Raw genomic sequence first — 25,764 nt, 5'->3', positions numbered from 1 at the left:
GGGCTTGCGTGCGCGAAATGCACCGGACGCGGGAGTATGTGTGATCAGCTCAGCGCCTTCGTCCGCCCACCATCCACTGCAATGCTCACGCCGTTGACGTAAGCCGCCGCCGGCGTGCAAAGGAAGGCGATTACGGCGGCGATTTCTCCCGGTTCGCCGAAACGGCGCGCAGGTACGGCGGCTGCCATTTCTTTGGCTAGTTCTTGTTCGCTACGCCCGCTTTTTTGCGCTTGCACCTCGAGCAGGCCATCGAGTCGGGCAGTGCGGGTATAGCCCGGTAGTACGTTGTTGACGGTGATGCCGTCAGCGGCCAATTCGCCGGACATCGTCTTGGCCCAGGCGGCCATCGCTGCGCGCACGGTGTTCGATACGCCGAGCCCGGGAATCGGCTCCTTCACCGATGTGGAGATGACATTCACCACGCGTCCATAGCCGCTGTCGCGCATGCCTTGCAGCACCACTTGCAGCAGTGTGTGAGCTGCCAGTACATGCTGACGGAAGGTGTTCTCGAAGGCGGCTGTTGCCGCACTATGGATGGGGCCTCCAACTGGACCACCGGTGTTGTTGATCAGGATATGCACCGGACTGGCTCCGACAATGTCGACAGCTGCCGCATGGAGTGCATCGGAATCCAACATGTCGACGCTGCGCCAGCTATGGCGTTGCGCGGGATGCGTGCGTGGCAGGTTTTCGGCGAGCGAGGCCAGGCGCTCGGCAGAACGTGCCAGCAGGGTGACATCGGCACCGAGTTCGGCGAGTTCGACGGCTGCCGCGTGGCCGATACCTTGCGATGCGCCGCACACGAGAGCATGACGGCCGCGCAGATTCAAATCCATGTGATCTCCTGATTAGAGCCTATTTAATGTTTCAGCGTAGTTCGCCTAGCCCCTGAGTAGCCGCTATGCGGCCGTGCGCGGCTTGACCAGACAGCCAGCACGACCACCTAACGACTACTCAGGGGCTAGGCGGGCTGCGCTGAGATATTAAACAGACTCTTGCGGTCAGCGGCTATGCCATTGCATCGCCAAGGCCGCCAACCAACAGCCCCAAGCAAGCCATTGACTGTAACGCCAGGTGCGCCACAGTCGCGTGATCGCGGCATCGTCGATGGCGGCAATGGCCGGGGAGCGCAGCACGTTTTGCATGCGCAGCCATAGCTGCGGCCCATGTGCGGCCTGTGCACTGCCGGTATCGACGATGACCTTCCAGTGCAGCGGGTAGTCTTCGCGCAAGTGCTTGGCGATGCGAAACGGCAGCACAGCATGCGTGATGAAACAGGCAAGGCCGATCAGCAGCAAGCCGATGTAGACCACAACGGGAATCAAGGGCCTCTCCGCTGCAAGCCGAGATCTGCACTTAGCGAGTTAAGCAGACCGTTGCCTTGCGGAGCCTTGGCGCACACGGCTTTGTTGACCGCTTGGGCATACGATTTGTCCATCATGCCTACCCATACCACGCCTTCGGGACCATGCGAGATTTTGTAACTGCCGCCCATGGTCGTGGTAGCAGGCGTGGCGTTGGTGCTGCTGGTGGTGGAGAAAGTGCTGGCCGACTGCTCCCAGTACGTGTTGTCCGATTGCTGCTTGGCGGAGCTGTAAACGACGAGGTAACGCGCGCGGCTATTGGTGACTTCGATACTGCCGAACGCACCGCTATCGTCGTTGCTCCAGCCCATGTATTCGCACAGCTTCACGTCTTGCGAGTCAATCGGTTGGAACGCTTCGTCCAACTGGACGATGGTCGGCGCAAACAGATAGCTGCTGCTGGTGACGGAGCGGCCGACCAGTTCCGATTTCAGGCCGACCTTGTACGGCAGCTTCACGTCCGCTGGCAAAGTGAAACTCAAGAAATAGCTGCGCGAACCGTTAATCGCCACCACCTGGCTGCCCGGGCCAAGTTGGAAACGCTGCGGTCGCCAGGGCAGGAGAGTCTGATAGGAAAAATCGGCGAAGGTGGTGCAGCACGGTGTGGCGTCGCTCAACGCTTTCTTCGCGTCGGCGAGCGGCCGGATCGGCTGACTCTGCGGCAGCAGATCCGTGGGCAGGGGCAACTTGGGCAGCTTGACGGTATGGCAAGCTGCAAGCAGCAACATAGAAGCGAGTGTGAGTACGAGTCGAAGACGCATGAGTTCTTTAGGCGATCAGAATTCGGCGCTCCCTGCCGCGCGTGGGTAAGGGATGGCGTCACGGATATTGGTCAAGCCGCACACGTAGACAAGCAAGCGTTCGAAACCGAGGCCGAAGCCTGCGTGCGGTACGGTGCCGTAGCGGCGCAAATCACGGTACCAGCCGTACGTGGCAGGATCGAGACCGAACTTGGTCATGCGGCGATCCAGATAATCCAGGCGCTCTTCACGCTGGCTGCCTCCGATGATTTCGCCGATGCCAGGCGCGAGCACGTCCATCGCGGCAACGGTTTTCTCGTCGTCGTTCAGGCGCATGTAGAAGGCCTTGATCTGTTCCGGGTAGTTCATAACGACCACGGGGCGGCCGATATGTTTCTCGGCCAGGTAACGCTCGTGCTCGGTTTGCAGATCCACGCCCCATACCACGGGGAATTCGAACGCTTGGCCGGACTTCTTCAGGATCTCGATGGCGTCGGTGTAATCGATGCGTTCGAACGGCTGGCTGATGAAGGTTTCCAGGCGAGTGATGGCTTCCGGCAGCACGCGTTCGGCGAAGAACGTCATGTCGTCAGCGCGTTCATCCAACACGGCCTTGAAGATCGCCTTGAGGAAGGCCTCCGCGCAGTCGGCGTCGGCGGAAAGATCGGCGAAGGCGATTTCCGGCTCCACCATCCAGAATTCGGCCAGGTGGCGCGGTGTGTTCGAGTTTTCCGCACGGAAGGTAGGGCCGAAGGTGTAGACCTTGCTCATCGCCAGTGCGTAGGCCTCGACGTTGAGCTGGCCGGACACGGTGAGAAACGCTTCGCGACCGAAAAAATCCTTGCGGAAATCGATCTTGCCCTTGTCGTCGCGTGGCAGGTTGGCCAGATCCAGCGTGGACAGGCGGAACATGTCGCCGGCGCCTTCAGCATCTGACGTGGTGATGATCGGCGTGTTGATCCAGAAGAAACCCTGCTCGGTGAGATGGCGATGGATGGCCGTCATCATCGTGTGGCGCACGCGCGTGACGGCACCGAACAGGTTGGTGCGCGGACGCAGATGCGCTACTTCGCGCAAGAACTCCATCGAGTGCTGCTTGGGCTGGATCGGGTAGGTTTCCGGATCGTCGACGAAGCCGGTGACCACCACGCTCTCGGTCTGCAACTCGAACGTCTGGCCCTTGCCCTGTGAAGGCACCAGCGTGCCGTTGACGATTACGCCGGCGCCGGCGGTGAGGTGCTTCACCTCGTTCTCGTAATTGCCAAGGGTGGCCGGCACCACGGCCTGAATCGGATCGAAGCAGGAGCCGTCGCTGATATTCACGAACGACAGGCCCGCTTTGGAGTCGCGGCGCGTGCGCACCCAGCCGCGCACCGTCACTTTGCTGCCGGCCTCGAGCTTGCCGGAAAGGGCCTGTTTGACGCTGACCACCGTCATGGATTGAAACTCCTGGAAGAGGCGCCCATCTGTTCATGGGCGTGAAGGCAAGCGGGCATGATAATCTAGCCGTGCCGCACTGCGACATGCCATCCATGGCAGAAGTGCTGATTCAGAACCTGTCGTTATGACCATCTCGATCACTCCGTCCGCCAATCAACGCATGCGTCAGTTCCTTGCGCAGATGCCTTCCGCCGCGGGTGTCCGCTTTGGCGTGAAGCGCACTGGCTGCTCGGGCTTCGCCTATGTCGTGGACTTGGCCGAGAGCGTGGGTGAGGGCGACGAGACGTTCCAGATCGATGGCGTGCCAGTGATCGTCGATGCCAAGAGCCTGCCGATGATCGAGGGTACTGAGATCGACTTTCAGCGCCAGGGGCTCAATGCCAGCTTTGTGTTCCGCAATCCAAACGCTACTGGCGAGTGCGGTTGCGGCGAGAGCTTCACCGTCGGCTGATTTCTCCTGCCAACAGGGCGAAAGGTAAGACCCGCAACCAATTCAGCGACTTGCGCCGCTTCGCTCACCCCGCTTACAATTCCGCTTCTGCCTACGCCAAACAGGTGCCAGGCAGCCTTGCCTCACCGCAATGCCGCGGGAGGCTGCGAGGCCCGTAAGGGTCGCATCCATAAGGAGTTTCCCCAATGACCTTGCGTCATTACGAAGTTGTATTCCTGGTCCATCCCGACCAGAGCGAACAGGTTCCGGCGATGATCGAACGCTACAAAGCGCTGATCGCCTCCGACGGCGGCAAGATCCACCGCCTGGAAGACTGGGGTCGCCGCCAGCTGGCCTACCCGATCGTGAACCTGGCCAAGGCTCACTACGTGATGCTCAATATCGAAGTGAGCCAGAACGTGCTGAACGAGCTGGAATCGGGCTTCCGCTTCAACGACGCCGTGCTGCGTCACCTGGTGATCAAGCGCGATGCGGCCGACACTGAGCAGTCCTTCATCCTCAAGAGCAAGGAAAAGGATGATGCCAAGTCCTCTCGCCGCCGTGACGACGACAGCGATGGCGACGACCGCCGCGTGGGTCGCGCCGATAGCGACGACGTCGATTCCGAAGACTGATCCAGGAGCCTGAGCCATGTCCAAGTTCTTCCGCCGCCGCAAGTTCTGCCGCTTCACGGCCGAAAATGTCAAAGAGATCGACTACAAGGATCTCAACACGCTGCGTCAATACATCACCGAAAACGGCAAGATCGTGCCCAGCCGCATTACCGGCACCAAGGCGCGCTACCAGCGTCAGCTGGCCGCCGCCATCAAGCGTGCGCGCTTCCTGGCACTGCTGCCGTACACGGATAACCACGACGTTTAATGCTTTACCTGCCGCTTCCCGAAAGGGGATGCGGCAGTTCCCTTCGGACAACCGTCCACGGCTGCGCCGGGCCACTCCGGTGCTAACGAATTGAGGAATCAATCATGGAACTCATTCTTCTCGAAAAGGTGCGCAACCTCGGCAACCTCGGCGATAAGGTCAACGTGAAGCCGGGCTACGGCCGCAACTACCTGCTGCCGCAGGGCAAGGCCGTGCGCGTCAATGCTGAAAACCTCGCCGCATTCGAAGCCCGTCGCGCCGAATACGAAGCCAAGGCCAACAACCTGCTGGCCGGTGCTGAAACCCGCAAGAACAAGCTGACCGACGTGACGGTGACCATCGCCGCCAACGCCAGCCCGGAAGGCAAGCTCTACGGCTCGGTCGGTCCGCGCGAAATCGCCGATGCGCTGCAGGCCGTTGGCCACGACATCCACAAGGGTGAAGTGATCCAGGGTGAAGGCCCGATCCGCCACATTGGCGAGTTCGAAGTGGTGATCAGCCTGCACGCCGATGTGCAGGGCTCGGTCAAGGTGATCGTGGTCGCCGAGAAGCAGTAAGCAAGCTAGGAGCCTGCAAGCGCGATACGTTCGCGGTACGGGTTCCAAAAGACGAAAGGCATCTGCACATCTGCAGGTGCCTTTCGTTTTTTCGAGCGTGCGGTTTATACCCGGCCACCCACAAGATATCCACAGACTTATTGTCTCGTCTCAGACGATGAGACCTCGTAAGCTCATTACTTGTGCCTACGACCTACGCGGCGTCGAGCACCCCCCTTGCTACAGGGAATGTCCATGTCCTTCGTCCCCGAACGCAAATCCGCTCATAGCGCTATCGAGGCTCTACGCGTACCGCCGCACTCCATCGATGCAGAGCAGGCGGTGTTGGGCGGATTGATGCTGGCCGCCGATGCCCTGGATCGGGTGGCCGACAAACTCAACGAACAGGACTTCTATCGCAAGGATCACCGCCTGATCTGGCGCGCAATTACCGAGCTTGCCAACAAGGGCATGCCTTGCGACGCCATCACGCTGGGTGATTGGTTCGAGGCCAACGGCCTGGCTGAGATGGTGGGCGGTGCCAGTTATCTGGTGGAATTGGCGAATGCGACGCCCAGCGCGGCGAACATCATTGCCTACGCTGAAATCGTGCGCGAAAAGTCGGTGTTGCGCCAGCTGATCGATGCAGGCACTGCGATCACCGAAGACGGCTATCGCCCGGAAGGCAAGACCGTCCACGAAGTGCTGGAAACGGCCGAGCAGCGCGTGTTCCATATCGCCGAATCCGGTGCGCGCGGCAAGAAAGATACCGTATCCATGCGCGAGGCGGTGAAGGACGCCTTCCGCCAGTTGCACGAGCGTTACCAGAATCGCGGCCAGCTCACCGGCATCTCCACCGGCTTTACCGATCTGGACAACCTCACTTCGGGTTTGCAGCCGTCGGACCTGATCATCGTTGCGGCGCGTCCGTCGATGGGCAAGACCGCTTTCTCTGTCAACATCGCCGAAGCCTGCGCGTTGCGCGCCAAGAAGCCGGTCGCGATTTTTTCGATGGAAATGTCCGCATCACAGCTGGCCTTCCGTCTGATCTCTTCGGTTGGCCGCATCCATGCGCAGCACTTGCGCACGGGTGACCTGGCCGAAGAGGACTGGCCGCGCGTCACCAATGCCATCGCGCTTCTGTCTGAAGCGAAGATCTTCATCGACGACACGCCCGGTCTCTCGCCGGTTGAAATGCGTTCGCGCGCGCGACGCTTGGCGCGCGAGCATGGCGGTCTCGGCCTGATCGTTATCGACTATTTGCAGTTGATGCAGGTGCCGGGCAACAAGGAAAACCGCGCCACCGAAATTTCGGAAATCTCGCGCTCGCTGAAGGGCCTGGCCAAGGAACTCAACGTGCCGGTGATTGCCCTGTCACAGCTGAATCGTTCGTTGGAGCAGCGCGCGGACAAGCGGCCGATGATGTCGGACCTGCGCGAATCGGGCGCTATCGAACAGGACGCCGACGTGATCATGTTCATCTACCGCGACGAGTACTACAACAAAGAGTCGGCGGACAAAGGCCTTGCGGAAATCATTATCGGCAAGCAGCGTAACGGCCCCACGGATACGGTGAAGCTGACCTTTTTGGGTCACTACACCAAATTCGAGAACTACAGCCCCGATTCGTACACAGGGCATTTCTGAGCGAGTGCTGCCCGCACATTGCCATTTCCCCGCCCTGATCGGGTGCCTGCTTCCCGCTACCCTATGTGGCAGTACGCGCAGGTGGCAGACTTCCTGCGCGCGTCGTTTTTCGATGGCAAGCCTTAACCTCACATCCTGCCCATGAGCCGCACCACTGTCGCCACTATTCATCTGGGCGCGTTGCGCCACAACCTAACGCGGATCAAGGCGCTGGCTGCGCCAGCCAAGGTCATGGCGGTGGTCAAGGCCGATGCATATGGGCATGGTTTGGAGCGCGTCGCACGCGCTCTCGATGGTGCTGCAGATGCGTTTGCCGTCGCGTCGCTGGGTGATGGCTTGCGTCTGCGCGCGGCAGGACATCGTCAGCGCATTGTCGTGCTGTCGGGCCCGGATCAGGCGGGCGATATCGCGGAAATGCAGCGGCTCGGCCTCGATGCTGCGATTCATCACGAGAGCCAATTGCAATGGTTGTCGGAAGCATCGCCTGCACGTGGCCGCCTGCGCGTCTGGTTGAAAGTGGACAGTGGCATGCATCGGCTTGGCTTCGCACCTGAGCGCGCGGTTGAGGTGCATACGCAATTGGCGGCGATGGAAGGTATCGATCCGGATATCGGTCTGATGACGCATTTTGCGGAATCCGAAGTATTTGACGGTGAACGCACGCAGCAACAGATCGAACGTTTCCAATCGGCAACGCGCGGTCTGGCCGGTCCGCGATCGCTCTCCAACTCCGCCGCTGTGTTGGGATGGCCCGACGCGCGCGGCGAGTGGGTGCGCACCGGAGGCCTGCTTTACGGACTCTCCGTGGTGGAGGGTAAAAGCGGCATCGACTTCGGTTTTCGTGCAGCCACGACGTTGTCCACTCGCCTGATCGCGATCAACACCATCAAGCGTGGCGAACGCATTGGTTATAACGGGCTATGGGAATGTCCCGAAGACATGCCGGTAGGTGTGGCGGCCGTCGGTTACGGCGACGGTTATCCGCGCAGCGCTGCGTCTGGCACGCCGGTGCTAGTGGGGAATCGGTCCGTGCCTCTGATCGGGCGTGTCTCGATGGACTTGATCACGCTGGACTTGCGCGAAGCACCGGAGGCCAAAGTGGGCGATCGCGTGGTGCTGTGGGGGCCGGAGCTACCGGTGGAAATCGTTGCGACACAGGCCGGTACCATCAGCTATGACCTGACATGCGGCATGACGCGTCGCGTACTGTTCGTCGAGGATGATCAGTAATCACCATGTCTCGCGGCTTGCGATCATTGCAAGCTAAGCTCCCCTCATCGAAACACGCGCATCTCTATCATGGCCAAAGCCAAAACCGCTTACGTCTGTGCCGATTGCGGCGCTGAGCACTCCAAATGGCAGGGTCAGTGCGTGGAATGTGGCGCGTGGAACACGCTGTCGGAATTCGTAGTGCAGCCGGCGCAGAAATCCATGGGCGCGGCGCGGCAAAGTGGTTATGCCGGTGTAACCAACGGTGTTGCGCGCGTCACACCGTTAACTGACGTGCTGGTGACGGCCGAATTGCGCACGCTGACCGGCATCGGTGAATTGGATCGCGTGTTGGGCGGTGGTCTGGTCGACGGCTCAGTGGTGCTTATCGGTGGCGATCCCGGTATCGGTAAATCCACGCTGTTGCTGCAGATGCTGGGCAAGATCGGTGAAAAGCTTCCCAGTGTCTACGTCACCGGTGAGGAATCGCTGGCTCAGGTTGCCGCGCGTGCGCAACGTCTCGATTTGCCGTTGCAGCCGCTGCATGCGCTGGCCGAAACCGGCATCGAGCGCATTCTCGATCAAGTCGCCGCCTCGCGACCGCGCGTGCTCGTGATCGACTCCATCCAGACGATCTGGACCGACCTGCTTACCGCGGCACCGGGTTCGGTGAGTCAGGTGCGTGAATCCGCTGCGAAGCTGACACGCTTCGCAAAGGAGACCGGCACTTCGGTATTCCTCGTCGGCCACGTCACTAAAGAAGGTGGCATAGCCGGGCCGCGTGTACTCGAGCATATGGTCGATGCTGTGCTGTATTTCGAGGGTGAATCCGGTAGCCGTTTCCGCGTATTGCGTGCTTTCAAGAACCGCTTCGGTGCAGTAAACGAGCTTGGCGTATTCGCGATGTCCGAAAAGGGCTTGCGCGAGGTGCCCAATCCCTCCGCCATTTTCCTGTCCGCGCATAGCGGTCCTACGTCGGGCAGTGCCGTGATGGTTACGCGTGAGGGCACGCGGCCGTTGTTGGTCGAGGTGCAGGCGTTGGTGGATCAGTCCTCGCTGGGCAATCCACGACGCGTGGCGCTTGGTCTCGAGCAGAATCGACTGGCCATGCTGCTGGCTGTCCTGCACCGGCATGGCGGTGTAGCTGCTTATGATCAGGATGTCTTCGTCAATGTCGTCGGCGGCATCCGCGTGCAGGAAACCGCTGCAGATTTGCCCGTACTGCTGGCGGTGCTCTCATCCCTGCGAGATCGCCCGCTGCCGGAGAAAACGATCGCCTTTGGCGAGGTCGGCCTTTCCGGAGAAATTCGTCCTGTGCCTAACGGCGAAGAACGCATGAAGGAAGCGGCTCATCATGGCTTCCGGCGTGCCATCGTGCCGAAAGCCAACGCGCCGAAGAAAGGGTCGGTGGGTGAGATGGAGGTGATCGGGGTGGAGCGTTTGGCACAGGCGATCGACGCCTGCCGCTGAGGAACTTAATCCACAGCGCGGTGCAGGATCACTTCCAGCACGAACTTCGATCCAAAGAACGCCAACACCAGCACGCTCATTCCGATCAGCGTGAGGTTGACCGCGCTGCGTCCGCGCCAGCCATGCCGCCAGCGGCCATAGAGCAGGGCGCCAAAGACTAGCCAGGCAATGATCGACAGCACAGTTTTGTGTGCCAAGTGCTGACTGAAGAGATTGTTGATGAACAGGATGCCGGTGAGCAGTGCCACGGTGAGCAATGCGAAACCTGCGCCGATCAGTCGAAACAGCAGCGATTCCGTCAATGTCAAAGGCGGCAACGCGCTCAGCCACGGCGTGATGTGACGATGCCGCAACGCCCGGTCCTGGATGGCCAGCAGGATGGCCATCGCTGCTGCGATAGAGAGCACACTGAAAGCGAGCAGCGCCACGGTTACATGCAACTTGATTTGCCAATCCATCGATATGGGCGCCGTAGGTGGCGCGAGAAAGCTGTCCACTAACAGCAACAATGCGCTTAGCGGAAAGACGATGACGCCAAGCGCGACGACCGGCCGAGTGAGATTGACCGCCAGTGTCAGCGCCGACACCACACACGCCACCAGTGATAGTGCGGCGAAGAAATGCAGATCCAGCGCACCGCGGTGCGTTGCCAGCAACCAGGCGGCGTGTGCCGCTACAGCAACGGTGGCAATCACGAGCGCAGGACGCGCCAATCGAGTCGGCGCGGCTGTATTGCCGTCAAACAGAGGCCACGCCAACAGCCCGCTGGCGAGCAGGTAACAGACGACGGCTAAGATGGAGAGAGTGGCTAGCATGGCGTGCAAGTGTGGCACACGGCGGGAGTGGGGTGAGCGCGGTTGTGTGACTGGTACTTGCAGCATTTAGAAGGTTGTCTAAATATCTACTCGTCAATCGGAGTGTCTTGCCAGGCGATGAAGCAACAAGCCGTCTTCCGTGCCCTCGCCGATCCCACGCGTCGCGCTATTTTCAAGCGATTGCAGAGCGGCCCCATGAGTGCGGGCGAAATGGGCGAAGCCTTCGACATCACCGGCGCATAGCTCTCGCATCACTTCACCTGCAGTGTATCGACGCTTGGAACTGCGTCGTTGAGAGGGATGTCTACGAGCAGCGCATTGTGTCGGGCAGTCCGGTTTGGCTCTGCCGCAGAGATGGCGGCGTCGCACCGTGACGAGGGATTGGCGAATGCCTAGGGCCATTTTCTGAGGCCCTGAGAAAACAGGCGGGTCTGATACAATCGCCTGTCCAATTTTCGTATGTCGATCCCGCGCTTATGTTCGAGTCGCTCAGCCAACGCCTCTCTACCACCGTCAACCGCTTGCGTGGCCGTGGCCGGTTGACCGAGGAAAATATCCGCGAATCGCTGCGCGAAGTGCGCATTGCGTTGCTGGAAGCTGACGTGGCGCTGCCAGTGGTGCAGGCGTTGATCGAGCGCGTGAAGGTGCGCGCAGTCGGCCAGGAAGTGCTCAAGAGCCTGTCGCCGGGCCAGGCCTTGGTGAAGGTGGTCAGCGACGAGCTGACAGCAGTGATGGGCACTGCCAATGCCGAATTGAACCTTGCCCAGCAGCCGCCCGCCGTGGTGTTGATGGCGGGTCTGCAGGGTGCTGGTAAGACCACCACCGTGGCCAAGCTCGCGCGCTTCCTCACTGAGCGCAAGAAAAAGCGCGTGATGGTGGTGAGCTGCGACGTGTACCGTCCGGCAGCTATCGAGCAGTTGCGTACGCTCGCCGAGCAGGTGGGTGTGCGGTTCTTCCCCTCCGAGGGCAGCCAGAACCCCGTCGACATCGCCAAGGCGGCGATCAGCGCCGCGCGCAAGGAAGTGATGGACGTGCTGCTGGTGGATACCGCTGGCCGTCTGCATATCGATGAAGCCATGATGGCCGAGATCAAAGCGCTGCATGCCGCGATCACGCCCATCGAAACGCTGTTCGTAGTCGACTCGATGACCGGTCAGGACGCGGCCAATACTGCCAAAGCTTTCGCCGAAGCGCTGCCGCTCACCGGTGTGGTGCTGACCAAGACCGACGGCGATGCCCGTGGTGGTGCGGCGCTCTCGGTGCGCTACGTCACCGGCCGGCCGATCAAATTCCTCGGCGCGGGCGAGAAGACGGACGCGCTGGAGCCGTTCTATCCCGATCGCGTGGCACAGCGCATCCTCGGCATGGGTGACGTCCTGTCGCTGGTCGAGGAAGTAGAGCGCAAGGTCGATCAGGAAAAGGCGCAGAAGCTCGCCGAGAAGGTGATCAAGGGCAAGCGCTTCGACCTCAATGACATGCGTGACCAGCTTGAGCAGATGAATAACATGGGTGGGTTGGCCGGTTTGATGGACAAGCTGCCGGGCGTCTCCTCGCTGCCTGAGAACGTGAAATCCAAGGTCAACGATGGCGAGATCAAGCGCATGATCGCGATCATCAGTTCGATGACCAAGAAAGAACGTCGCCATCCGGACCTGCTTAACGGCTCCCGCCGCGCTCGTGTGGCGCGCGGTTCTGGCACGCAACCGGCGGACGTCAACCGCCTGCTGAAGCAGTACATGCAGATGGAAAAGATGATGTCCAAGCTCTCCAAAGGCGGCACCAAAGGCCTGCTGCGGCAGATGCGTGGTGCCATGAAGGGCATGGGCGGGATGGGCGGCGGCTTTCCGCCAATGCGCTGAAGCGGGCTGGATCGCTAACCCCTTCCTTTTTCCACGAATTTCATTAAAATGTCGCGTTTACCGCGCCCAGTCTAGGGCGTGCTTGCCGGGCAAGTCGGCAACTCTGGAGCTTTTTACTATGGTCAAGATTCGTCTTTCGCGCGGCGGCGCCAAGGGCCGTCCGTTCTACCACGTCGTTGTGACCGACTCGCGCAGCGCGCGTGATGGCCGCAACATCGAGAACGTTGGTTTCTACAACCCGGTCGCTGCGGGCAAGGACAAGCGCCTTGAGCTGAACGTCGCGCGCGTGCAGGAGTGGGTAGGCAAGGGCGCTCAGTTGAGCGACAAGGTTGCCTCCCTGTTGAAGGAAGCCGCCAAGCAGGCTGCCTGAGCATGAATGCAGCCGGTCGGCGCGTCCTGGTCGGACGCATCGTCGGGTTGTACGGCGTACAGGGCTGGGTAAAGCTCGAATCCTGGACCGAGCCCCGTGCGCAGATCTTCAACTATCTACCCTGGCAGCTCTCGGGGGCGCCGGGCGGGGAAATGAAGACCGAAGGTGTCAAAGGTCGGCCTCAGGGCAAAGGGCTCATCGCCAAATTGCCAGGGGTGGACGACCGGGATGGTGCAGCGGCATTGGTAGGGCAGGAGATCTATGTCGCCCGCGAACTGCTACCACCGCCTGGGAAGGATGAGTACTACTGGGTCGACCTCGAAGGTCTCGAGGTTGTCACCACCGAAGGCGTAGCGTTGGGACGCGTGAGTCATCTGTTCGCGACCGGCGCCAACGATGTGGTGGTCGTAAGGGATGGCGAGCGCGAGCGGCTGGTTCCTTTCGTCCAGGGTGTATATGTGCGTTCGGTGGATCTTTCCGGCGGACGCATGGTGGTGGACTGGGATCCCGAGTTCTGAGGGTCCTATGCGCATCGATGTCGTCACGTTGTTCCCGGACTTCATGCGCCAGTGCGCCGCCGTCGGTGTCGTGGGACGCGCGCAACAGCGTGAGCTGCTGCAGGTGGAAGCCTGGAATCCGCGCGATTACGCCACCGACAACTACCGTACCGTGGATGGCCGCACCTGCGGCGGCGGTCCGGGCATGGTGATGTTGATCGAGCCTCTGCGCAAAACCCTCAAGGCGATGCGCGAGGCAGCACCCGAACCGGTGCATGTGATTTACCTCAGTCCGCAAGGAGCGCGGCTGACGCAGGGCAGGGTGGAAGCGCTGGCGAAGCTGCCGCGCATCGCTCTGCTCTGTGGGCGTTACGAAGGTGTAGACGAGCGTCTGCTGGCGCACGAGGTCGACGAGGAGCTGTCCATCGGCGATTATGTGCTGTCCGGCGGTGAGTTGGGTGCCGCGGTAATCATCGACGCGGTAGGCCGCTTGCAGGAAGGTGCGTTGAACGATGCACAATCCGCCGAGCAGGATTCGTTCTCGAACGGCTTGCTCGATTGTCCGCACTACACGAAACCAGTGCACGACGCACTGGGCGACGTACCGGAGGTGCTGCTTTCCGGCGATCACGCGGCAATTCGCCGTTGGCGTCTGAAGCAATCGTTGGGACGAACTTGGTTGAGGCGTCCCGATTTATTGGCGCAGCGCGCGCTGGATAAAGAATCACGCGCGCTGTTGGATGAATTCCGCCGTGAGCATGCTCAAGTGCAGCAACGGCAAAACGATGCGGCCGATGAAGACCGCAGTCATTGAACAAAGACAGGTGTTGTCATGAACAAGATCATCGAACAGTTCGAAGCCGAGCAGATCACCCGCCAGCTGCCGGAGTTCGGCCCTGGCGACACCGTGGTGGTCAACGTCAAGGTGAAGGAAGGCAACCGCGAGCGCGTACAGGCGTTCGAGGGCGTTGTCATCGCCAAGCGCAGCCGCGGCCTGCATTCGGCCTTCACCGTGCGTAAGATTTCGCATGGCACTGGCGTGGAGCGCGTGTTCCAGGCGCACAGCCCGAGCATCGAATCGGTGCAGGTGAAGCGCAAGGGCAAAGTGCGTGGCGCCAAGCTGTACTACTTGCGTAACCTGGAAGGCAAGGCAGCGCGCATCAAGGAAAACATCGGCGCTTCGACCTCCGCCGACTAATTCGACGGCTGCAGCGTTATATGAAAGCCCTGCGGATTTCCGCAGGGCTTTTTGTTTTTGTGGGTTGGGGTGCAAACCTCAACATCGGAATGCGCCGCCATGGCAGTGTTGGGGTTTGTACCCCAATTTACGTCATTTGTGCCCCAGCCCACGAAAGGCTTTTCTTAGGCGTTCACCACCAAAGGCTGGGGCTCTTGCAGGAAGTTGCCCTGCACGAAATCCACGCCGCAAGCGAATAGCAGCGAAGTGCTGGCCGCATCTTCTACCCATTCGGCCACGGCCAAGCGCTTCATCTCGTGCACTTGCTGACAGATCTCGGTGATCTTCTTCTGGTTTTCCGGGTGCTGCGGAAGATCGGCCATGAAGCTGCGGTCGATCTTGAGGTAATCCGCGTCGACGTGATTGAGCAACTGGAAAGAATTGAGGCCGGAACCGAATTGTTCCAGTGCGAAATAGCCGCCGAGCTTCTTCCAGGCCGTGATGAATTCCTGCGCGGGGCGCAGCATCGTCACCACCTTGCTTTCCGTCATTTCCAGTACCAGGCGGCCATGCTTGAGTCCGGCCTGTTTCAGTGCGCGATCCAGCCACGGCAGCAAGTTGGCTTGCGGTTGCATGGAGTCAGGCGTGAGCTTTACGAAAAAGGTAGTGGGGATGCCATGCCGGTCGCGCGTCTTCAGCGCGGTGATGGCTTGGTTGAGCACCCAGCGGTCGATTTCGGCGTTGAGGCCATTCTTTTCGGCGATCGGCATGAAGAAGCCGGGCGAGACTTCGCCCTGCGGACCGTTCATGCGCAACAGGATTTCCGAATAGTCGCCCTCGGCATCCTGCAGGCTGATGGTCTGCTGGTGGTACAGCATGAATTCGTTCTGGGTGAGCGCCTTACGTAGCAGGCTCAGCCAGTTGCGTTCGCGCTCGGCATCGGCTTTTTCTCTGGCGGCCGGGTCGTGCAGTTCGCTGCGATTGCCGCCCTGGCCCTGTGCGCTGCGTATGGCCTGGCCAGCCTGGTTCAACAGCATGTCGGTGTTGGCGTTCTTCTCACCCAGCAGGCTGCCGCCGATGCTGGCAGTCAACGTGATCGACTGCGTGCCCAGGTCGAAAATCTCACTGGAAATGGCCTTTTGCAGACCATCGATCCAGTCGCGGATCGCCTCATCGGTCTCCGTGCGCAGGATCACGCCGACAGTATGATCAGCGAGCAGGCCGGCAATGTCCTCCTGCCCTAGTTGCCCGCTTACGCGGCGCGCGAAGGCTGCCAGTAATTCATCGGCTTTGCCCAGCCCGACATTGTTGACGATCGGCGCCCAGTTGTCCGGCTCGATCAAAAGCAAGGTTTGACCCTTCTGGCCTTCGCTCGCGGCAGCGACAGCGTTGTCGATGCATTCCAGCATGCGGGCACGGTTGAACAACCCAGTGACTGAATCGCGCTGCAGCTGTTCCACCAGGGAGGGGTCGATCTGCTGGCGGCGGAATACGATCTGCAGGCAGGGCTCGCCTTCGAAGGTGGCGTGCGCGAACTCGGCCGTAGCCGGGAAGGTGCTGCCGTCGGCGCGGCGCGCGTGCAGTTCGAGACGGTGTTCGGTTTTTTCGCCCTTTGATAGCGCGCGAAGCAGGTTCTTGAAAGCTTCCGCATCGGATGGGCCGATCAGGTCCAGTACCGGCAGGCAGAGCAGATCGTCGTAGTCGGTATAGCCGAATGTATCCAGATAAGACCGATTGGCGCGCACGTGCATACCCTCGTGCACGTAGGCGATCGGATCGTTCGAGGAGTCCAGCAGTGCATCGCAGCGACGCTCCGATTCACGCAGGGCGGTTTCGAGCCGGCGAACCTGGCGGCGTGCGTTGAGCGACTCGAACTCGCGCCGAATCACGGTGATGAGTTGCTTGGGCTGGGTACGCGAACCGACCCCGTGTACGCCCTCCTGGAACATGTCCGCCACGCTCTGCTCATCGATCTTGGGCACGCAGGCGATCATTGCGATGTCGCGGGCGGTTGCATCGATCTGCTGCGTGACACTGCGCAGGGGTAGTCCGTTAACGGAGGGGTTGTATAGCACCAGATCCGGGCCGAGCTCTTCGAGCACATCGTGGACCTGTTCGGGAGTTGTCGCCCGCGCGGGGCGTACGGCAATGCCGGCATTGCGCAACAGCGTGATGATTTGTTCCGCGTCCTCGACCGAGTTTTCGATGAAGAGGATCTTGATGACGGAGTCTGTCTTCATGGGGGCGTCGTGCGTTCCTTTGATAAGGCTGCCCATGCGGAAAGGCATCCGAGGGCTAGCCGGCACTGAAATAACGTTTTAACGGATTCCGTTCAGCCCCGCCAGCGTCAATGCGTCCATTGGTGACGAAGCGCATGGGCACGTAGGAGCTTGGCGGCAACCGCTTACCATGAGATGACCGGGTGGCCCCTGATGACAGCTCAAAGCGGACGCTTGGACGGGTCGCCGCCTACCTCGCGCACCAGCTTGGGTACGAGGTATCCCGGCAGGCGATTGCGCATCAGCTCGATCAGTGCCTGCGCCAACGCATCCGCCACTTCGAAATGCGCCGCGCCTTGCACGCGATCCAATTGGTGCAGGTAATACGGCAATACTCCCGCAGCGAACATCCGCTCCGATAGTGCTATCAGGATATCGGCATCGTCGTTGATTCCCTTTAGCAGTACGGATTGATTGAGTAGTGTGGCCCCTGCGCCGTGCAGGCGCGAGCAAGCCTCGTCCACACTATCGTCGAACTCATTCGCGTGATTGGCGTGCATCACCACCACCTTCTGCATCGGCAAGGCCTTGAGCCAGTCGATGAAGGGGCCGTCAACGCGCTCGGGCAGCACCACCGGCAGACGAGTGTGGATGCGCAGGCGGGTCACGTGCGGAATATCTGCCAGTCCACGGCTGAGCTCTTCCAGTTTGCTGGTGGCCAGGGCCAGCGGATCCCCGCCGGAAAGGATGAGTTCGTTGATAGAGGTGTCCTCGCGGACATGCTCCAGTGCCTGGCGCCATTGGCTCGCTGCGGCCATTTCGTCGCCGTAAGGGAAGTGCCGGCGGAAGCAATAGCGGCAGTTCACCGCGCAGCTACCGCTGGCGATCAGCAAGGCACGTCCCTGATATTTGTGCAGCACGCCTTGAGCTTCACGGGCAGCCAGGTCGCCGACAGCATCCATCATGAAGCCCGGTGCCTGCTCCAGTTCGGCGAGTTGCGGCAGCACTTGCAACAGCAGCGGATCGCGCGGATCACCTATACGCATGCGCGCCACGAAGCCCCGCGGCACGCGCAGGCTGAAACCGGCGTCATCGGCGGGCAAGGTACCGGCAAGGTACTCGAGGCCCACCAGTGCCAATAATTCGTGGGCGTCGGTAATGGCTTCGCGCCATAGCGTCCGCCAGTCGGACCCGGGCAGTGATAGGCGTGTGGCGTGGCTTGCGGTTATCATAGTGAGTCTTGATCCGGGCTTAGTGTCCGGGAAATCCCCATTCTAGCCGCCTGTCGGCGTCACCACATCTGGAGCATAAAGCGCATGGCCACCGTCGGTCTTAACGACGTCAAGAAGGGTATGAAGATCCTTCACAACAATGACCCGTGGGTCATCACCGACGCCGATTTCATCAAGCCAGGCAAAGGTCAGGCGTTCACCCGCATCTTCATCCGCAACCTGAAGAACGGCCGCACCACCGAACAGACGATGAAGTCCAGCGATAGCTTCGAGGTCGCCGACGTTGTCGATACCGATATGCAGTATCTGTACTCCGATGGCGAATACTGGCACTTCATGCACCAGGAAAGCTTCGAGCAGCACCAGGCCAGCAAGGTGGGTATGGGTGACGCGACCAAGTGGCTCAAGGGCGAGGAGGAATGCGTCGTCACGTTGTTCAACGGCGAGATCATCGCGGTGCAACCCCCGAATTTCGTAGAGCTGAAGATCACCGAAACCGATCCCGGCCTGCGCGGCGACACCTCCGGCGGTGGCGGCAAGCCCGCGACGCTGGAAACCGGTGCCGTGGTGCGTGTGCCGTTGTTCGTCAACACGGATGAAATGATCAAGGTCGACACCCGTACAGGCGAGTACGTCAGCCGCGTCGGCAAGTGACGTATTGGCCGCGTTTCAGCGTGGCGACAAGCAATCCACCGGGGCGGTCATCGTAAGATGTACCGCCCCGTTTCATATCCCCACACAAAGAACATCATGACGAGCCAGATCGCGCCGCATTCTGTGGATGTACTTATCGAAGCCCGTTGGGTTGTGCCGGTCGAACCTCACGGCGTGGTGCTGGAGCACCATGCGGTGGCGATCCAGGCTGACCGTATTGTCGCCATCCTGCCGATCGCAGAAGCGCGCACCACCTATGCACCACGTGAGCGCGTAGAGCTGGGCGAACACGTGCTGATTCCGGGCCTGATCAACACGCACGCGCACAATCCAATGACGTTGATGCGCGGCCTCGCCGACGATCTGCCACTGATGGTGTGGCTGCAGCAGCACATCTGGCCGGTGGAAGCGAAGGTGATCGGTCCTGAGTTTGTACGCGACGGTGTGGAACTCGCTATTGCCGAGATGCTGCGTGGCGGTACGACCTGCGCCAATGAAAATTACTTCTTCCCGGATGCGATCGGTGCGACCTACCGCAAGCACGGTTTCCGCGCGGTGATCGCCCTGCCAGTGATCCAGTTCCCCACAGCCTGGGCGCGGACACAGGATGAGTATTTCGAACGCGCTGGCGAAACCCATGACGCTTTTCGCAACGATCCGCTGATCCGTACCGCGTTCGGCCCGCACGCGCCATACACCGTATCCGACGAATCGTTCGAACGCATTCGCGTACTGGCCGATCAGCTTGATATTCCCGTGCATCTGCATCTGCACGAAACGGCGCACGAAGTGGACGAGGAGCGCAAGAAGAGTGGACTGCGTCCCTTCCAGCGTCTGCAGAAACTCGGGTTGATCAACGATCGACTGATCGCCGTGCACATGACCCAGCTCACCGATGGCGAAATTGCGGCTTGCGCCGAAGCTGGCGTGTCCGTGGTGCATTGCCCGGAATCGAACTTGAAGCTCGCCTCTGGTTTCTGTCCGGCTGAAAAATTGCGCAACGCCGGCGTGAATGTGGCGCTGGGCACCGATGGCACTGCGTCCAATAACGATTTGGATATGTTTGGCGAAATGCGCACCGCGGCGCTGCTTGCCAAAGCGGTCGCAGAGGATGCCGCTGCGTTCGACGCGGGCTTTGCGCTGCGCACTGCCACCATCCAAGCCGCCAAGGCGCTGGGGCTAGACGCCGAGATCGGCTCGATCGAAGCCGGCAAGCAGGCAGACCTGGCAGCCGTGCGACTGAGCGATTTGGAAACCCAACCGCTGTTCCACATCGTGTCGCAGTTGGTCTACGCAACCGGTCGCCATCAGGTCACCGATGTGTGGATCGCAGGCAAGCGCAAGCTGGCCGCGCGCGAGCTGGTGGACATGGATCTACCCGGCGTCATGGCACGTACCCACGCATGGCGCGAACGCATCGCCGCGCTAGATCCGGTATGAAGCGCTTTCTGGTCATGTTGATGCGCCGTCCGCAACTGGATCAGGCGGTCATTCCTTTGCACCAGCAGTTTCTCGCATCGCTGCGCGAGCAGGGGCGCAACGAGATGTCGGGTGGATTCGCCGATAAATCTGGTGGCGCGTATCTTCTGCGTGCCCCTTCGATGGAAGAGGCGTTAGCGATTGCGCACAGCGATCCGGCGCATACTAGCGGCGGCTGGGATGTCACGGTTTACGAATGGAACACGCACTAACTTAAGCGGGTCCACGGGAGTTGTTCGTCATGCAAGCCACGCAAAACGTCAGTCACAAGGAAATCGCGCGCTTCGACAAACTGGCCTCGCGCTGGTGGGATCCGGATGGCGAATCGCGGCCCTTGCACGATCTCAATCCCGTACGTCTTGACTATGTGGCCAAGCGCGTAGCCTTGCGAGGTGCACGCGTGGCGGACGTCGGTTGCGGTGGCGGCTTGCTGAGTGAGGCGCTGGCGTGCGCAGGTGCCGACGTCGTCGGTATCGATCTCGGTTTGAAAGTGATCGAAATTGCGCGGCTGCATCTCCATGAGTCGAATCTGCAGGTTGATTACCGCAAGCAATCATCGGCAGAACTTGCTGAGACGGAACCGGGCAGTTTCGATGCCGTGTGCTGCATGGAAATGATCGAGCACGTGCCCGATCCGGCGGCGCTGGTGCACGACCTTGCGGTGATGCTCAAACCGGGCGCCCGTCTGTTTATGTCCACTCTCAACCGTACGCCCGCTGCGTTCGGCGCGGCGATCATTGGTGCGGAATACGTTGCGCGCCTGCTGCCACGCGGCACGCATCATTACGCGCAGTTCCTCAAGCCTTCCGAACTGGCGCGACTGATGCGCCATGAAGGTTTGGAACTCGAAGACATCAGCGGCCTCGGCTACAACCCGATCAATCGCAAGGCATGGCTCAGCCGCTTTACTGCCGTCAATTACCTCGTTTGCGCACGTAAACCTGCATGAAGCCGTTGCCCGCATCCCCTCATGGCATGTTGTTCGATCTGGACGGCACATTGCTCGACAGTGCGCCGGACTTGCACGCAGCGCTGGCTGTTTATTGCGGCGAAGTGGGCGCTGCGGTGCCTTCGTATGCATCGGTGCGCACTGTGGTATCGCGCGGCTCGCGTGCCATCCTGCGTTGCGCTTTCGATGAAAGCGATGAAGCCTTGTTTGAACGCATGCCTCGTTACCTCGAGCTTTATCACAGCATGATGTCCCGCCACACGCGTCCTTTCGAGGGCGTTGACACGCTGCTCGATGCACTGGAAGGCAACGGCATCGCCTGGGGCGTCGTCACCAACAAGCCTGGCTATCTCACGGACGACCTCGTCAAGCAGATCGGCTGGGATGAGCGTGCATGTGCGGTGGTTTCCGGTGACACGTTGCCAGTGCGCAAGCCAGATCCTGCGCCCGTGCTGCTGGCCTGCGAGCGGGCTGGACTCGATCCCGTGCGCTGTTTCTTCGTCGGCGACGACCGCCGCGATGTGCAAGCCGGCCGTGATGCCGGGCTTTATACCGTTGCCGTGCAATGGGGTTACCTCGATGGCGGCGATCCGCATGCCTGGGGTGCCGATGCAGTAGTCGCGCATCCGCGCGAATTGCTCGAATTGCTCAAGTTGAAGGTTCCGGCGTGAGCGAAGTGGTTTCTCACGGTCACGGTGCGCTGCAGAGTTACATCGACAAATGGCTCGCAGTGCAACCGCAACAGCGCATGGCGCTGGTGTTCGTCGAACCGAATAAATATCCGGGGCACGTCGCGCTTGCGGCGCTCGAACAAGAGCTGCTTTCGGCCGCATACGGCATTCGCGAGCCGCACGTCGCAACCACCAAGCTCAATTGGTGGGCGGAAGAATTAAGCGGTGCGGCTGCCAGCGGAGGCCGGCATCCATTGACTCGCGTGTTGTTCGATGACGAGCGCGCACACGCCATGCCGCAGCAACGCTGGCTAGCACCGGTGCTGGCTGCGATGGCGCAACTGGAAGAGGGCACCGCAGTGGATTTCGCCGCTCAGCTCAACGCTGCTTCGGCGTTGCACGGCGCCTTGGCCGAGTTGGAAACCGCATGGTGGTTCGGCGAAACCGAATCACCGGCACGCGCGGCGCGGGTGGCCACCCTTAGCCATCTGCTGTTTGCCTTGCGCCGCCTGCAGGACGATGCCGAGCGGGATCGCCTACCTCTGCCCATGGCGCGGTTGGCGCGCTTTGGCCTGAGCCGCGCCGGCTTGCGTCAGAGCAGCGAGGCGCGTGATGAGGCGATCAAGGCCCAATTGGGCGATCTGCGCGCCGCCTGGAGCGAGGCCTCGCGCATTGATGGCCCGCTCAGTGTGTTCCGCGCGCTGGAGACGGGCGACGGTGAGCGCCTTGCGCGCAAGGCAGCCCGGGCCAGCACGCCCCTGGAAATGCTGCAAAAAGGCGTGCCGGACGGCGGTTTCATGGCGACCCTACGTGCCTGGCGAGCAGCCCAGCGTTGGCGGCAGCAAGTGGCGGTCTGATCGCCATAAACGCACCGTTTCCGGCGTGGTACCTGTTGCGACGCGGCAAGCTGTCCCAAAATGAGTCTGGAGGCCGTGCCGCGCGGTTTGTACAACCTGATCTCCCTTGCCAGCCGGGGGAGGGGATTCAAGGAACACTCATGCATACCCACGAAAACACCGTCCGTCTGATGCCCGACGTTGCCAGCCAGGCGCAGCCGCATCTGGCCGGCGCACTGGATTGGGTGGGCATGGACGGCATCGAAGTACCTGCGCTGTTCGACGCGGGTGACGGCACCGTGCAACGTTCCAGCGCTCAGGTCGGCGCATTCGTGAACCTCACTCGGCCGGACAAGCGCGGTATCCACATGTCGCGTTTGTACTTGCTGGTCGACGAATACTTGAGCGCAAAGCAGCTTGACGCAAGCATGCTGGAATCGCTGTTGCGCGCCTTCCTCGATTCGCACAAAGACCTCGCCGACCGCGCGCGTGTCAGCATTCGTTTCGATCAGCTCGTGCGTCGCGCCGCCCTGCGCAGTAGCAACAGCGGCTGGCGCGCTTATCCGGTGTCCATTGAAGCCAGCTTGTGTGAAGAGGGTTTCCGCATGGAACTGGGGACGGAGGTCGTCTACTCCTCCACCTGTCCCGCTTCAGCGGCGTTGTCGCGGCAGTTGATTCAAGATCAATTCGCCAAGGATTTTGATGCTAGCAAGCCGTTGGACCATGCCGCCGTATTGGCCTGGCTGGGCAGCGAGAAGGGCATCGTTGCCACACCGCATGCGCAGCGCAGCGTGGCGCGCTTGCTGGTGCGTTTCAATGACAACGCGCCGCTCAACTTGATTGGTCTGCTTGATCGTGTCGAACAGGCATTGGGTACGCCGGTGCAAACCGCGGTGAAGCGCGAAGACGAGCAGGCCTTTGCGCTCGCCAACGGTGGCAACCTGATGTTCTGTGAGGATGCCGCACGCCGCATTCAGCGCGCGCTCGATGCCGACGAGAGTATCGCCGACTTCCACATTCGTTTAGAGCACCAGGAAAGCTTGCATCCGCACGATGCAGTGGCTTATGTCAGCAAAGGCGTGGCGGGCGGCTTCGGCGACAGGCGAGGGTGATTCAACGCCACCTCGTGCGCGGTTGTTATCATCCGCGTTCGCAGATCAAGGAGTCGCCATGAAAATTCGCTACGGAGTGCTTTTGGCCGGCACGGTTGTGCTGGCCGGTTGCAGCTGGATGCCGCATTTTGGCAAGCATAAGCAGGAGGCAGCGCAGCAGCAGACGTTGATGAAGTCATTGAGCGGGGAAGTGGATTATCACCTCGCGCATGACTTGCCGCCCGATGCCTATCTGGTCGTCACGCTCGACCGGCATGATGCGCCTGCGCGAATGATCGCAAGCGACCGCATCGCGCCCATCGGTGCGTCACCGGTTTCTTTCGTGTTGAGTTACGAGCCTGGCGACCTGGTCAGCGGTACAGATTTCACCGTGTCGGCCAGCATCAAGCAAGGCGATCGTACGTTGGCGTCGAACGATACGCCGATCAGGGTGCTTGGAGATTCCGGCAATGAAGGGCCGGTGTTGGTGGTGGTTTCCGAGTTGCACTGACCTCACCCCTCTCCGTTCAAGAGAGGGGCTTGCCTTGCATTTCGCTAGATCTATCGATCAAACGCCAGTCGTTCACCGCGCACGGCGCCGTCCACGTTCGAGCCGTCCCATACGCGCCGTCCGTTGACGAACGTGGCGGCAATCGAGCTGTTGAAGGTATAGCCCTCGAAAGGCGACCAGCCGCATTTGGAAAGTACCTGCCCGCGACGCACCAAGTGCGGCTTGTTTGGATCGACCAGCACCAGGTCGGCAGCGTAACCCTCGCGCAGAAAGCCGCGCTCGTGCACGTCGAACAATGTGGCCGGCGCATGGCTCACGGCTTCCACCACGCGCTCCAAGGTCAACTTGCCTTCGGTCACACGCTGTAACGCGGTCTGCAGCGCGAACTGCACCAGCGGCAAGCCGGAGGGTGCCTTGTCGTAGGTCTGCCCTTTTTCTTCCAGCAGATGCGGTGCGTGGTCGGTGGCGAGCACGTCGATACGGCCTTCCGCTACTGCCTTGGTGATGGCTTCGCGATCGGCGGCGGTTTTGATGGCCGGGTTGCACTTGATCAGGAAGCCGAGCCGGTCGTAATCCTCGTCACTGAAATGCAGGAAGTGCACGCAGGTTTCGGCGGTGATCTTCTTGCCTTTGAGCGGGCCGGGTTGGAACAGGGCAAGCTCGTCCGCGGTGGAAATGTGCAGCACGTGCAGGCGGGTGCCGTGTTTTTGGGCCAGCGAGATCGCCAACCGGGTCGATTTGATGCAGGCCTCGCGCGAACGGATCAGCGGGTGCTCGCGCGCGGGAATATGTTCGCCATACGTTTCGCGCGCCTTGGCGTGCAGCGCGTCGATCATCGGCGTGTCTTCGCAGTGCGTGATGATCGGTGTGGGCGCTTCGCGGAAGATACCGTCCAGCGTGTCGGGATTGTCCACCAGCATGTTGCCCGTGGAGGCGCCCATGAAAACTTTCACACCGGGTGCGGCCTTGGGGTCCAGCGTGCGGATCGCTTCGAGGTTGTCGTTGCTGGCGCCCATGTAGAAGGCGTAATTCACGGCCGAGGTTTGCGCCGCGCGCTCGTACTTGGCTTCCAGCGACTCGCGGTCCAGGGCCGGTGGTTTGGTATTGGGCATTTCCATGAAGCTGGTAATGCCGCCGGCGGCACAGGCACGCGACTCGTGCGCGATGTCGGCCTTGTGCGTAAGCCCGGGTTCGCGAAAGTGGACCTGGTCATCGATCATGCCCGGCAGCAGCCACAGTCCGCTGGCGTCGATCACCTGCTCGCCAGGGCGGGCGGCCAGGTCGCCGCCGATGTTGTCGATGCGACCGTGCTTGACGCGCAGATCGGCATGGAAACGACGCCCTTCATTGACCAGTTCGGCGTTCTTGATCAGCCAATCGGTGGACATGCGAACTCCTTAAAGAAAAGGGAAACTAAAAAACGCGTTGGACTTGTGTCGTGCTCAAGGAGCCCCATCTTCGGGTCCCTTGTCGGTGGCGCGGCAGCTGGGAAAATGGAAATGCTCGGGCACAGGATCGTTACCGCCCGGGCACAGCGGCTGACAGCGTAGTATCCGCCACCCGGCCAGCAAACCGCCTTGCCATGGACCGAAGCGGGAGACTGCAGTGCGTGCATAATCCGAGCAACTGGGGTAAAAGCGACAACGCTGTCCCAATAGAGGGCTCACGAAGCGTTTGTAGAGGTTG

The 25,764-nt window shown here is 60.9% G+C and carries 30 protein-coding genes; 21 read left to right on the top strand and 9 right to left on the bottom strand.

What is annotated here, in order from left to right:
* Positions 1 to 44 precede the first annotated feature (44 nt).
* The 4 genes from QQJ86_RS17520 to asnS form a co-directional block, all read right to left on the bottom strand.
* Positions 45 to 836 carry an SDR family oxidoreductase gene (locus QQJ86_RS17520; protein ID WP_284322261.1) on the bottom strand — a complete coding sequence of 264 codons (792 nt, stop codon included), beginning with the start codon at positions 834 to 836 and terminating at the stop codon, positions 45 to 47.
* 165 nt (positions 837 to 1,001) lie between these two features.
* Complete coding sequence (locus QQJ86_RS17515) at positions 1,002 to 1,325, bottom strand: hypothetical protein (protein WP_284322260.1); 324 nt, start codon at positions 1,323 to 1,325, stop codon at positions 1,002 to 1,004.
* The gene (locus QQJ86_RS17510) at positions 1,322 to 2,125 is read right to left on the bottom strand and encodes a MalM family protein (protein WP_284322259.1); all 804 of its coding nucleotides are present in this window, start codon (positions 2,123 to 2,125) and stop codon (positions 1,322 to 1,324) included. The genes QQJ86_RS17515 and QQJ86_RS17510 overlap by 4 nt, the downstream gene beginning before the upstream one ends.
* Positions 2,126 to 2,140: 15 nt before the next feature.
* A complete protein-coding gene (asnS, locus tag QQJ86_RS17505) occupies positions 2,141 to 3,541 on the bottom strand; it encodes an asparagine--tRNA ligase (RefSeq protein WP_284322258.1) in 1,401 nt (466 codons plus the stop codon).
* A gap of 127 nt (positions 3,542 to 3,668) precedes the next feature.
* On the opposite strand from asnS, the gene QQJ86_RS17500 reads away from it, so the two are divergent.
* The 7 genes from QQJ86_RS17500 to radA all read left to right on the top strand — a co-directional run bounded on the left by QQJ86_RS17500 (position 3,669) and on the right by radA (position 9,718).
* Positions 3,669 to 3,995: a HesB/IscA family protein gene (locus QQJ86_RS17500; protein WP_284322257.1), complete on the top strand. Its 327-nt coding sequence runs from the start codon at positions 3,669 to 3,671 to the stop codon at positions 3,993 to 3,995.
* Between the two features lie 185 nt (positions 3,996 to 4,180).
* Complete coding sequence (gene rpsF, locus QQJ86_RS17495; protein ID WP_284322256.1) at positions 4,181 to 4,609, top strand: 30S ribosomal protein S6; 429 nt, start codon at positions 4,181 to 4,183, stop codon at positions 4,607 to 4,609.
* A gap of 16 nt (positions 4,610 to 4,625) precedes the next feature.
* Complete coding sequence (gene rpsR, locus QQJ86_RS17490; protein WP_192554853.1) at positions 4,626 to 4,856, top strand: 30S ribosomal protein S18; 231 nt, start codon at positions 4,626 to 4,628, stop codon at positions 4,854 to 4,856.
* Between the two features lie 104 nt (positions 4,857 to 4,960).
* Positions 4,961 to 5,413: a 50S ribosomal protein L9 gene (rplI, locus tag QQJ86_RS17485; protein WP_284322255.1), complete on the top strand. Its 453-nt coding sequence runs from the start codon at positions 4,961 to 4,963 to the stop codon at positions 5,411 to 5,413.
* Positions 5,414 to 5,647: 234 nt separating this feature from the next.
* Positions 5,648 to 7,039, top strand: coding sequence for a replicative DNA helicase (locus QQJ86_RS17480; protein WP_284322254.1), 1,392 nt, complete (start codon positions 5,648 to 5,650; stop codon positions 7,037 to 7,039).
* 141 nt (positions 7,040 to 7,180) lie between these two features.
* Positions 7,181 to 8,269: an alanine racemase gene (gene alr / locus QQJ86_RS17475; RefSeq protein ID WP_284322253.1), complete on the top strand. Its 1,089-nt coding sequence runs from the start codon at positions 7,181 to 7,183 to the stop codon at positions 8,267 to 8,269.
* 69 nt (positions 8,270 to 8,338) lie between these two features.
* Positions 8,339 to 9,718: a DNA repair protein RadA gene (gene radA, locus QQJ86_RS17470; RefSeq protein WP_284322252.1), complete on the top strand. Its 1,380-nt coding sequence runs from the start codon at positions 8,339 to 8,341 to the stop codon at positions 9,716 to 9,718.
* A 5-nt stretch (positions 9,719 to 9,723) separates the two neighbouring features.
* Here the strand turns inward: radA and QQJ86_RS17465 are convergent, their stop codons facing one another.
* Complete coding sequence (locus QQJ86_RS17465) at positions 9,724 to 10,533, bottom strand: cytochrome C assembly family protein (protein ID WP_284322251.1); 810 nt, start codon at positions 10,531 to 10,533, stop codon at positions 9,724 to 9,726.
* 117 nt (positions 10,534 to 10,650) lie between these two features.
* Between QQJ86_RS17465 and QQJ86_RS17460 the strand changes: the two genes are divergently transcribed.
* The 6 genes from QQJ86_RS17460 to rplS all read left to right on the top strand — a co-directional run bounded on the left by QQJ86_RS17460 (position 10,651) and on the right by rplS (position 14,457).
* A complete protein-coding gene (locus QQJ86_RS17460) occupies positions 10,651 to 10,776 on the top strand; it encodes a helix-turn-helix domain-containing protein (RefSeq protein ID WP_284322250.1) in 126 nt (41 codons plus the stop codon).
* Between the two features lie 233 nt (positions 10,777 to 11,009).
* Complete coding sequence (ffh, locus tag QQJ86_RS17455; protein ID WP_284322249.1) at positions 11,010 to 12,392, top strand: signal recognition particle protein; 1,383 nt, start codon at positions 11,010 to 11,012, stop codon at positions 12,390 to 12,392.
* A gap of 118 nt (positions 12,393 to 12,510) precedes the next feature.
* Entirely contained in the window at positions 12,511 to 12,762 is a 252-nt protein-coding gene (gene rpsP / locus QQJ86_RS17450; protein ID WP_284322248.1) for a 30S ribosomal protein S16, read from the top strand.
* 2 nt (positions 12,763 to 12,764) lie between these two features.
* A complete protein-coding gene (rimM, locus tag QQJ86_RS17445; protein WP_284322247.1) occupies positions 12,765 to 13,280 on the top strand; it encodes a ribosome maturation factor RimM in 516 nt (171 codons plus the stop codon).
* Between the two features lie 7 nt (positions 13,281 to 13,287).
* Positions 13,288 to 14,073, top strand: coding sequence for a tRNA (guanosine(37)-N1)-methyltransferase TrmD (gene trmD, locus QQJ86_RS17440; protein WP_284322246.1), 786 nt, complete (start codon positions 13,288 to 13,290; stop codon positions 14,071 to 14,073).
* An 18-nt stretch (positions 14,074 to 14,091) separates the two neighbouring features.
* On the top strand, positions 14,092 to 14,457 hold the full coding sequence (rplS, locus tag QQJ86_RS17435; protein ID WP_284322245.1) for a 50S ribosomal protein L19: 366 nt from the start codon (positions 14,092 to 14,094) through the stop codon (positions 14,455 to 14,457).
* Positions 14,458 to 14,621: 164 nt separating this feature from the next.
* Here rplS and QQJ86_RS17430 read toward each other — a convergent pair whose 3' ends face one another.
* Together QQJ86_RS17430 and epmB are read right to left on the bottom strand one after the other, a co-directional pair.
* Positions 14,622 to 16,676, bottom strand: a complete 2,055-nt coding sequence (locus QQJ86_RS17430) for a GGDEF/EAL domain-containing response regulator (RefSeq protein WP_284322244.1) — start codon at positions 16,674 to 16,676, stop codon at positions 14,622 to 14,624.
* 200 nt (positions 16,677 to 16,876) lie between these two features.
* A complete protein-coding gene (gene epmB, locus QQJ86_RS17425) occupies positions 16,877 to 17,887 on the bottom strand; it encodes an EF-P beta-lysylation protein EpmB (RefSeq protein ID WP_284322243.1) in 1,011 nt (336 codons plus the stop codon).
* Between the two features lie 84 nt (positions 17,888 to 17,971).
* Here epmB and efp point away from each other — a divergent pair, with 84 nt between their 5' ends.
* The 8 genes from efp (at position 17,972) to QQJ86_RS17385 (ending at position 24,078) form a co-directional block, all read left to right on the top strand.
* Positions 17,972 to 18,541, top strand: coding sequence for an elongation factor P (efp, locus tag QQJ86_RS17420; RefSeq protein WP_284322242.1), 570 nt, complete (start codon positions 17,972 to 17,974; stop codon positions 18,539 to 18,541).
* A gap of 96 nt (positions 18,542 to 18,637) precedes the next feature.
* The gene (locus QQJ86_RS17415) at positions 18,638 to 19,981 is read left to right on the top strand and encodes a TRZ/ATZ family hydrolase (protein ID WP_284322241.1); all 1,344 of its coding nucleotides are present in this window, start codon (positions 18,638 to 18,640) and stop codon (positions 19,979 to 19,981) included.
* Positions 19,978 to 20,232, top strand: coding sequence for a YciI family protein (locus QQJ86_RS17410; protein ID WP_284322240.1), 255 nt, complete (start codon positions 19,978 to 19,980; stop codon positions 20,230 to 20,232). The genes QQJ86_RS17415 and QQJ86_RS17410 overlap by 4 nt, the downstream gene beginning before the upstream one ends.
* A gap of 29 nt (positions 20,233 to 20,261) precedes the next feature.
* A complete protein-coding gene (gene ubiG, locus QQJ86_RS17405) occupies positions 20,262 to 20,969 on the top strand; it encodes a bifunctional 2-polyprenyl-6-hydroxyphenol methylase/3-demethylubiquinol 3-O-methyltransferase UbiG (RefSeq protein ID WP_284322239.1) in 708 nt (235 codons plus the stop codon).
* Positions 20,966 to 21,640: an HAD-IA family hydrolase gene (locus tag QQJ86_RS17400; protein WP_284322238.1), complete on the top strand. Its 675-nt coding sequence runs from the start codon at positions 20,966 to 20,968 to the stop codon at positions 21,638 to 21,640. Before ubiG ends, QQJ86_RS17400 begins: the two co-directional genes overlap by 4 nt.
* Positions 21,637 to 22,497 carry a squalene/phytoene synthase family protein gene (locus QQJ86_RS17395; protein WP_284322237.1) on the top strand — a complete coding sequence of 287 codons (861 nt, stop codon included), beginning with the start codon at positions 21,637 to 21,639 and terminating at the stop codon, positions 22,495 to 22,497. The genes QQJ86_RS17400 and QQJ86_RS17395 overlap by 4 nt, the downstream gene beginning before the upstream one ends.
* A 140-nt stretch (positions 22,498 to 22,637) precedes the next feature.
* Positions 22,638 to 23,588: a GTP cyclohydrolase FolE2 gene (gene folE2 / locus QQJ86_RS17390; RefSeq protein ID WP_284322236.1), complete on the top strand. Its 951-nt coding sequence runs from the start codon at positions 22,638 to 22,640 to the stop codon at positions 23,586 to 23,588.
* Positions 23,589 to 23,646: 58 nt separating this feature from the next.
* Entirely contained in the window at positions 23,647 to 24,078 is a 432-nt protein-coding gene (locus QQJ86_RS17385) for a YbaY family lipoprotein (RefSeq protein WP_284322235.1), read from the top strand.
* A 50-nt stretch (positions 24,079 to 24,128) separates the two neighbouring features.
* Here QQJ86_RS17385 and QQJ86_RS17380 read toward each other — a convergent pair whose 3' ends face one another.
* Entirely contained in the window at positions 24,129 to 25,466 is a 1,338-nt protein-coding gene (locus QQJ86_RS17380; RefSeq protein WP_284322234.1) for a dihydroorotase, read from the bottom strand.
* A gap of 54 nt (positions 25,467 to 25,520) precedes the next feature.
* On the bottom strand, positions 25,521 to 25,745 hold the full coding sequence (gene yidD / locus QQJ86_RS17375; RefSeq protein WP_423372993.1) for a membrane protein insertion efficiency factor YidD: 225 nt from the start codon (positions 25,743 to 25,745) through the stop codon (positions 25,521 to 25,523).
* Positions 25,746 to 25,764 lie beyond the last annotated feature (19 nt).

The organism is Dyella acidisoli, assembly GCF_030160295.1.
GTDB classification, from domain to species: Bacteria; Pseudomonadota; Gammaproteobacteria; order Xanthomonadales; family Rhodanobacteraceae; genus Dyella_B; species Dyella_B acidisoli.
The sequence above is the reverse complement of the archived record's forward strand: the minus strand, read 5'-3'. Positions and strand labels throughout refer to the sequence as shown.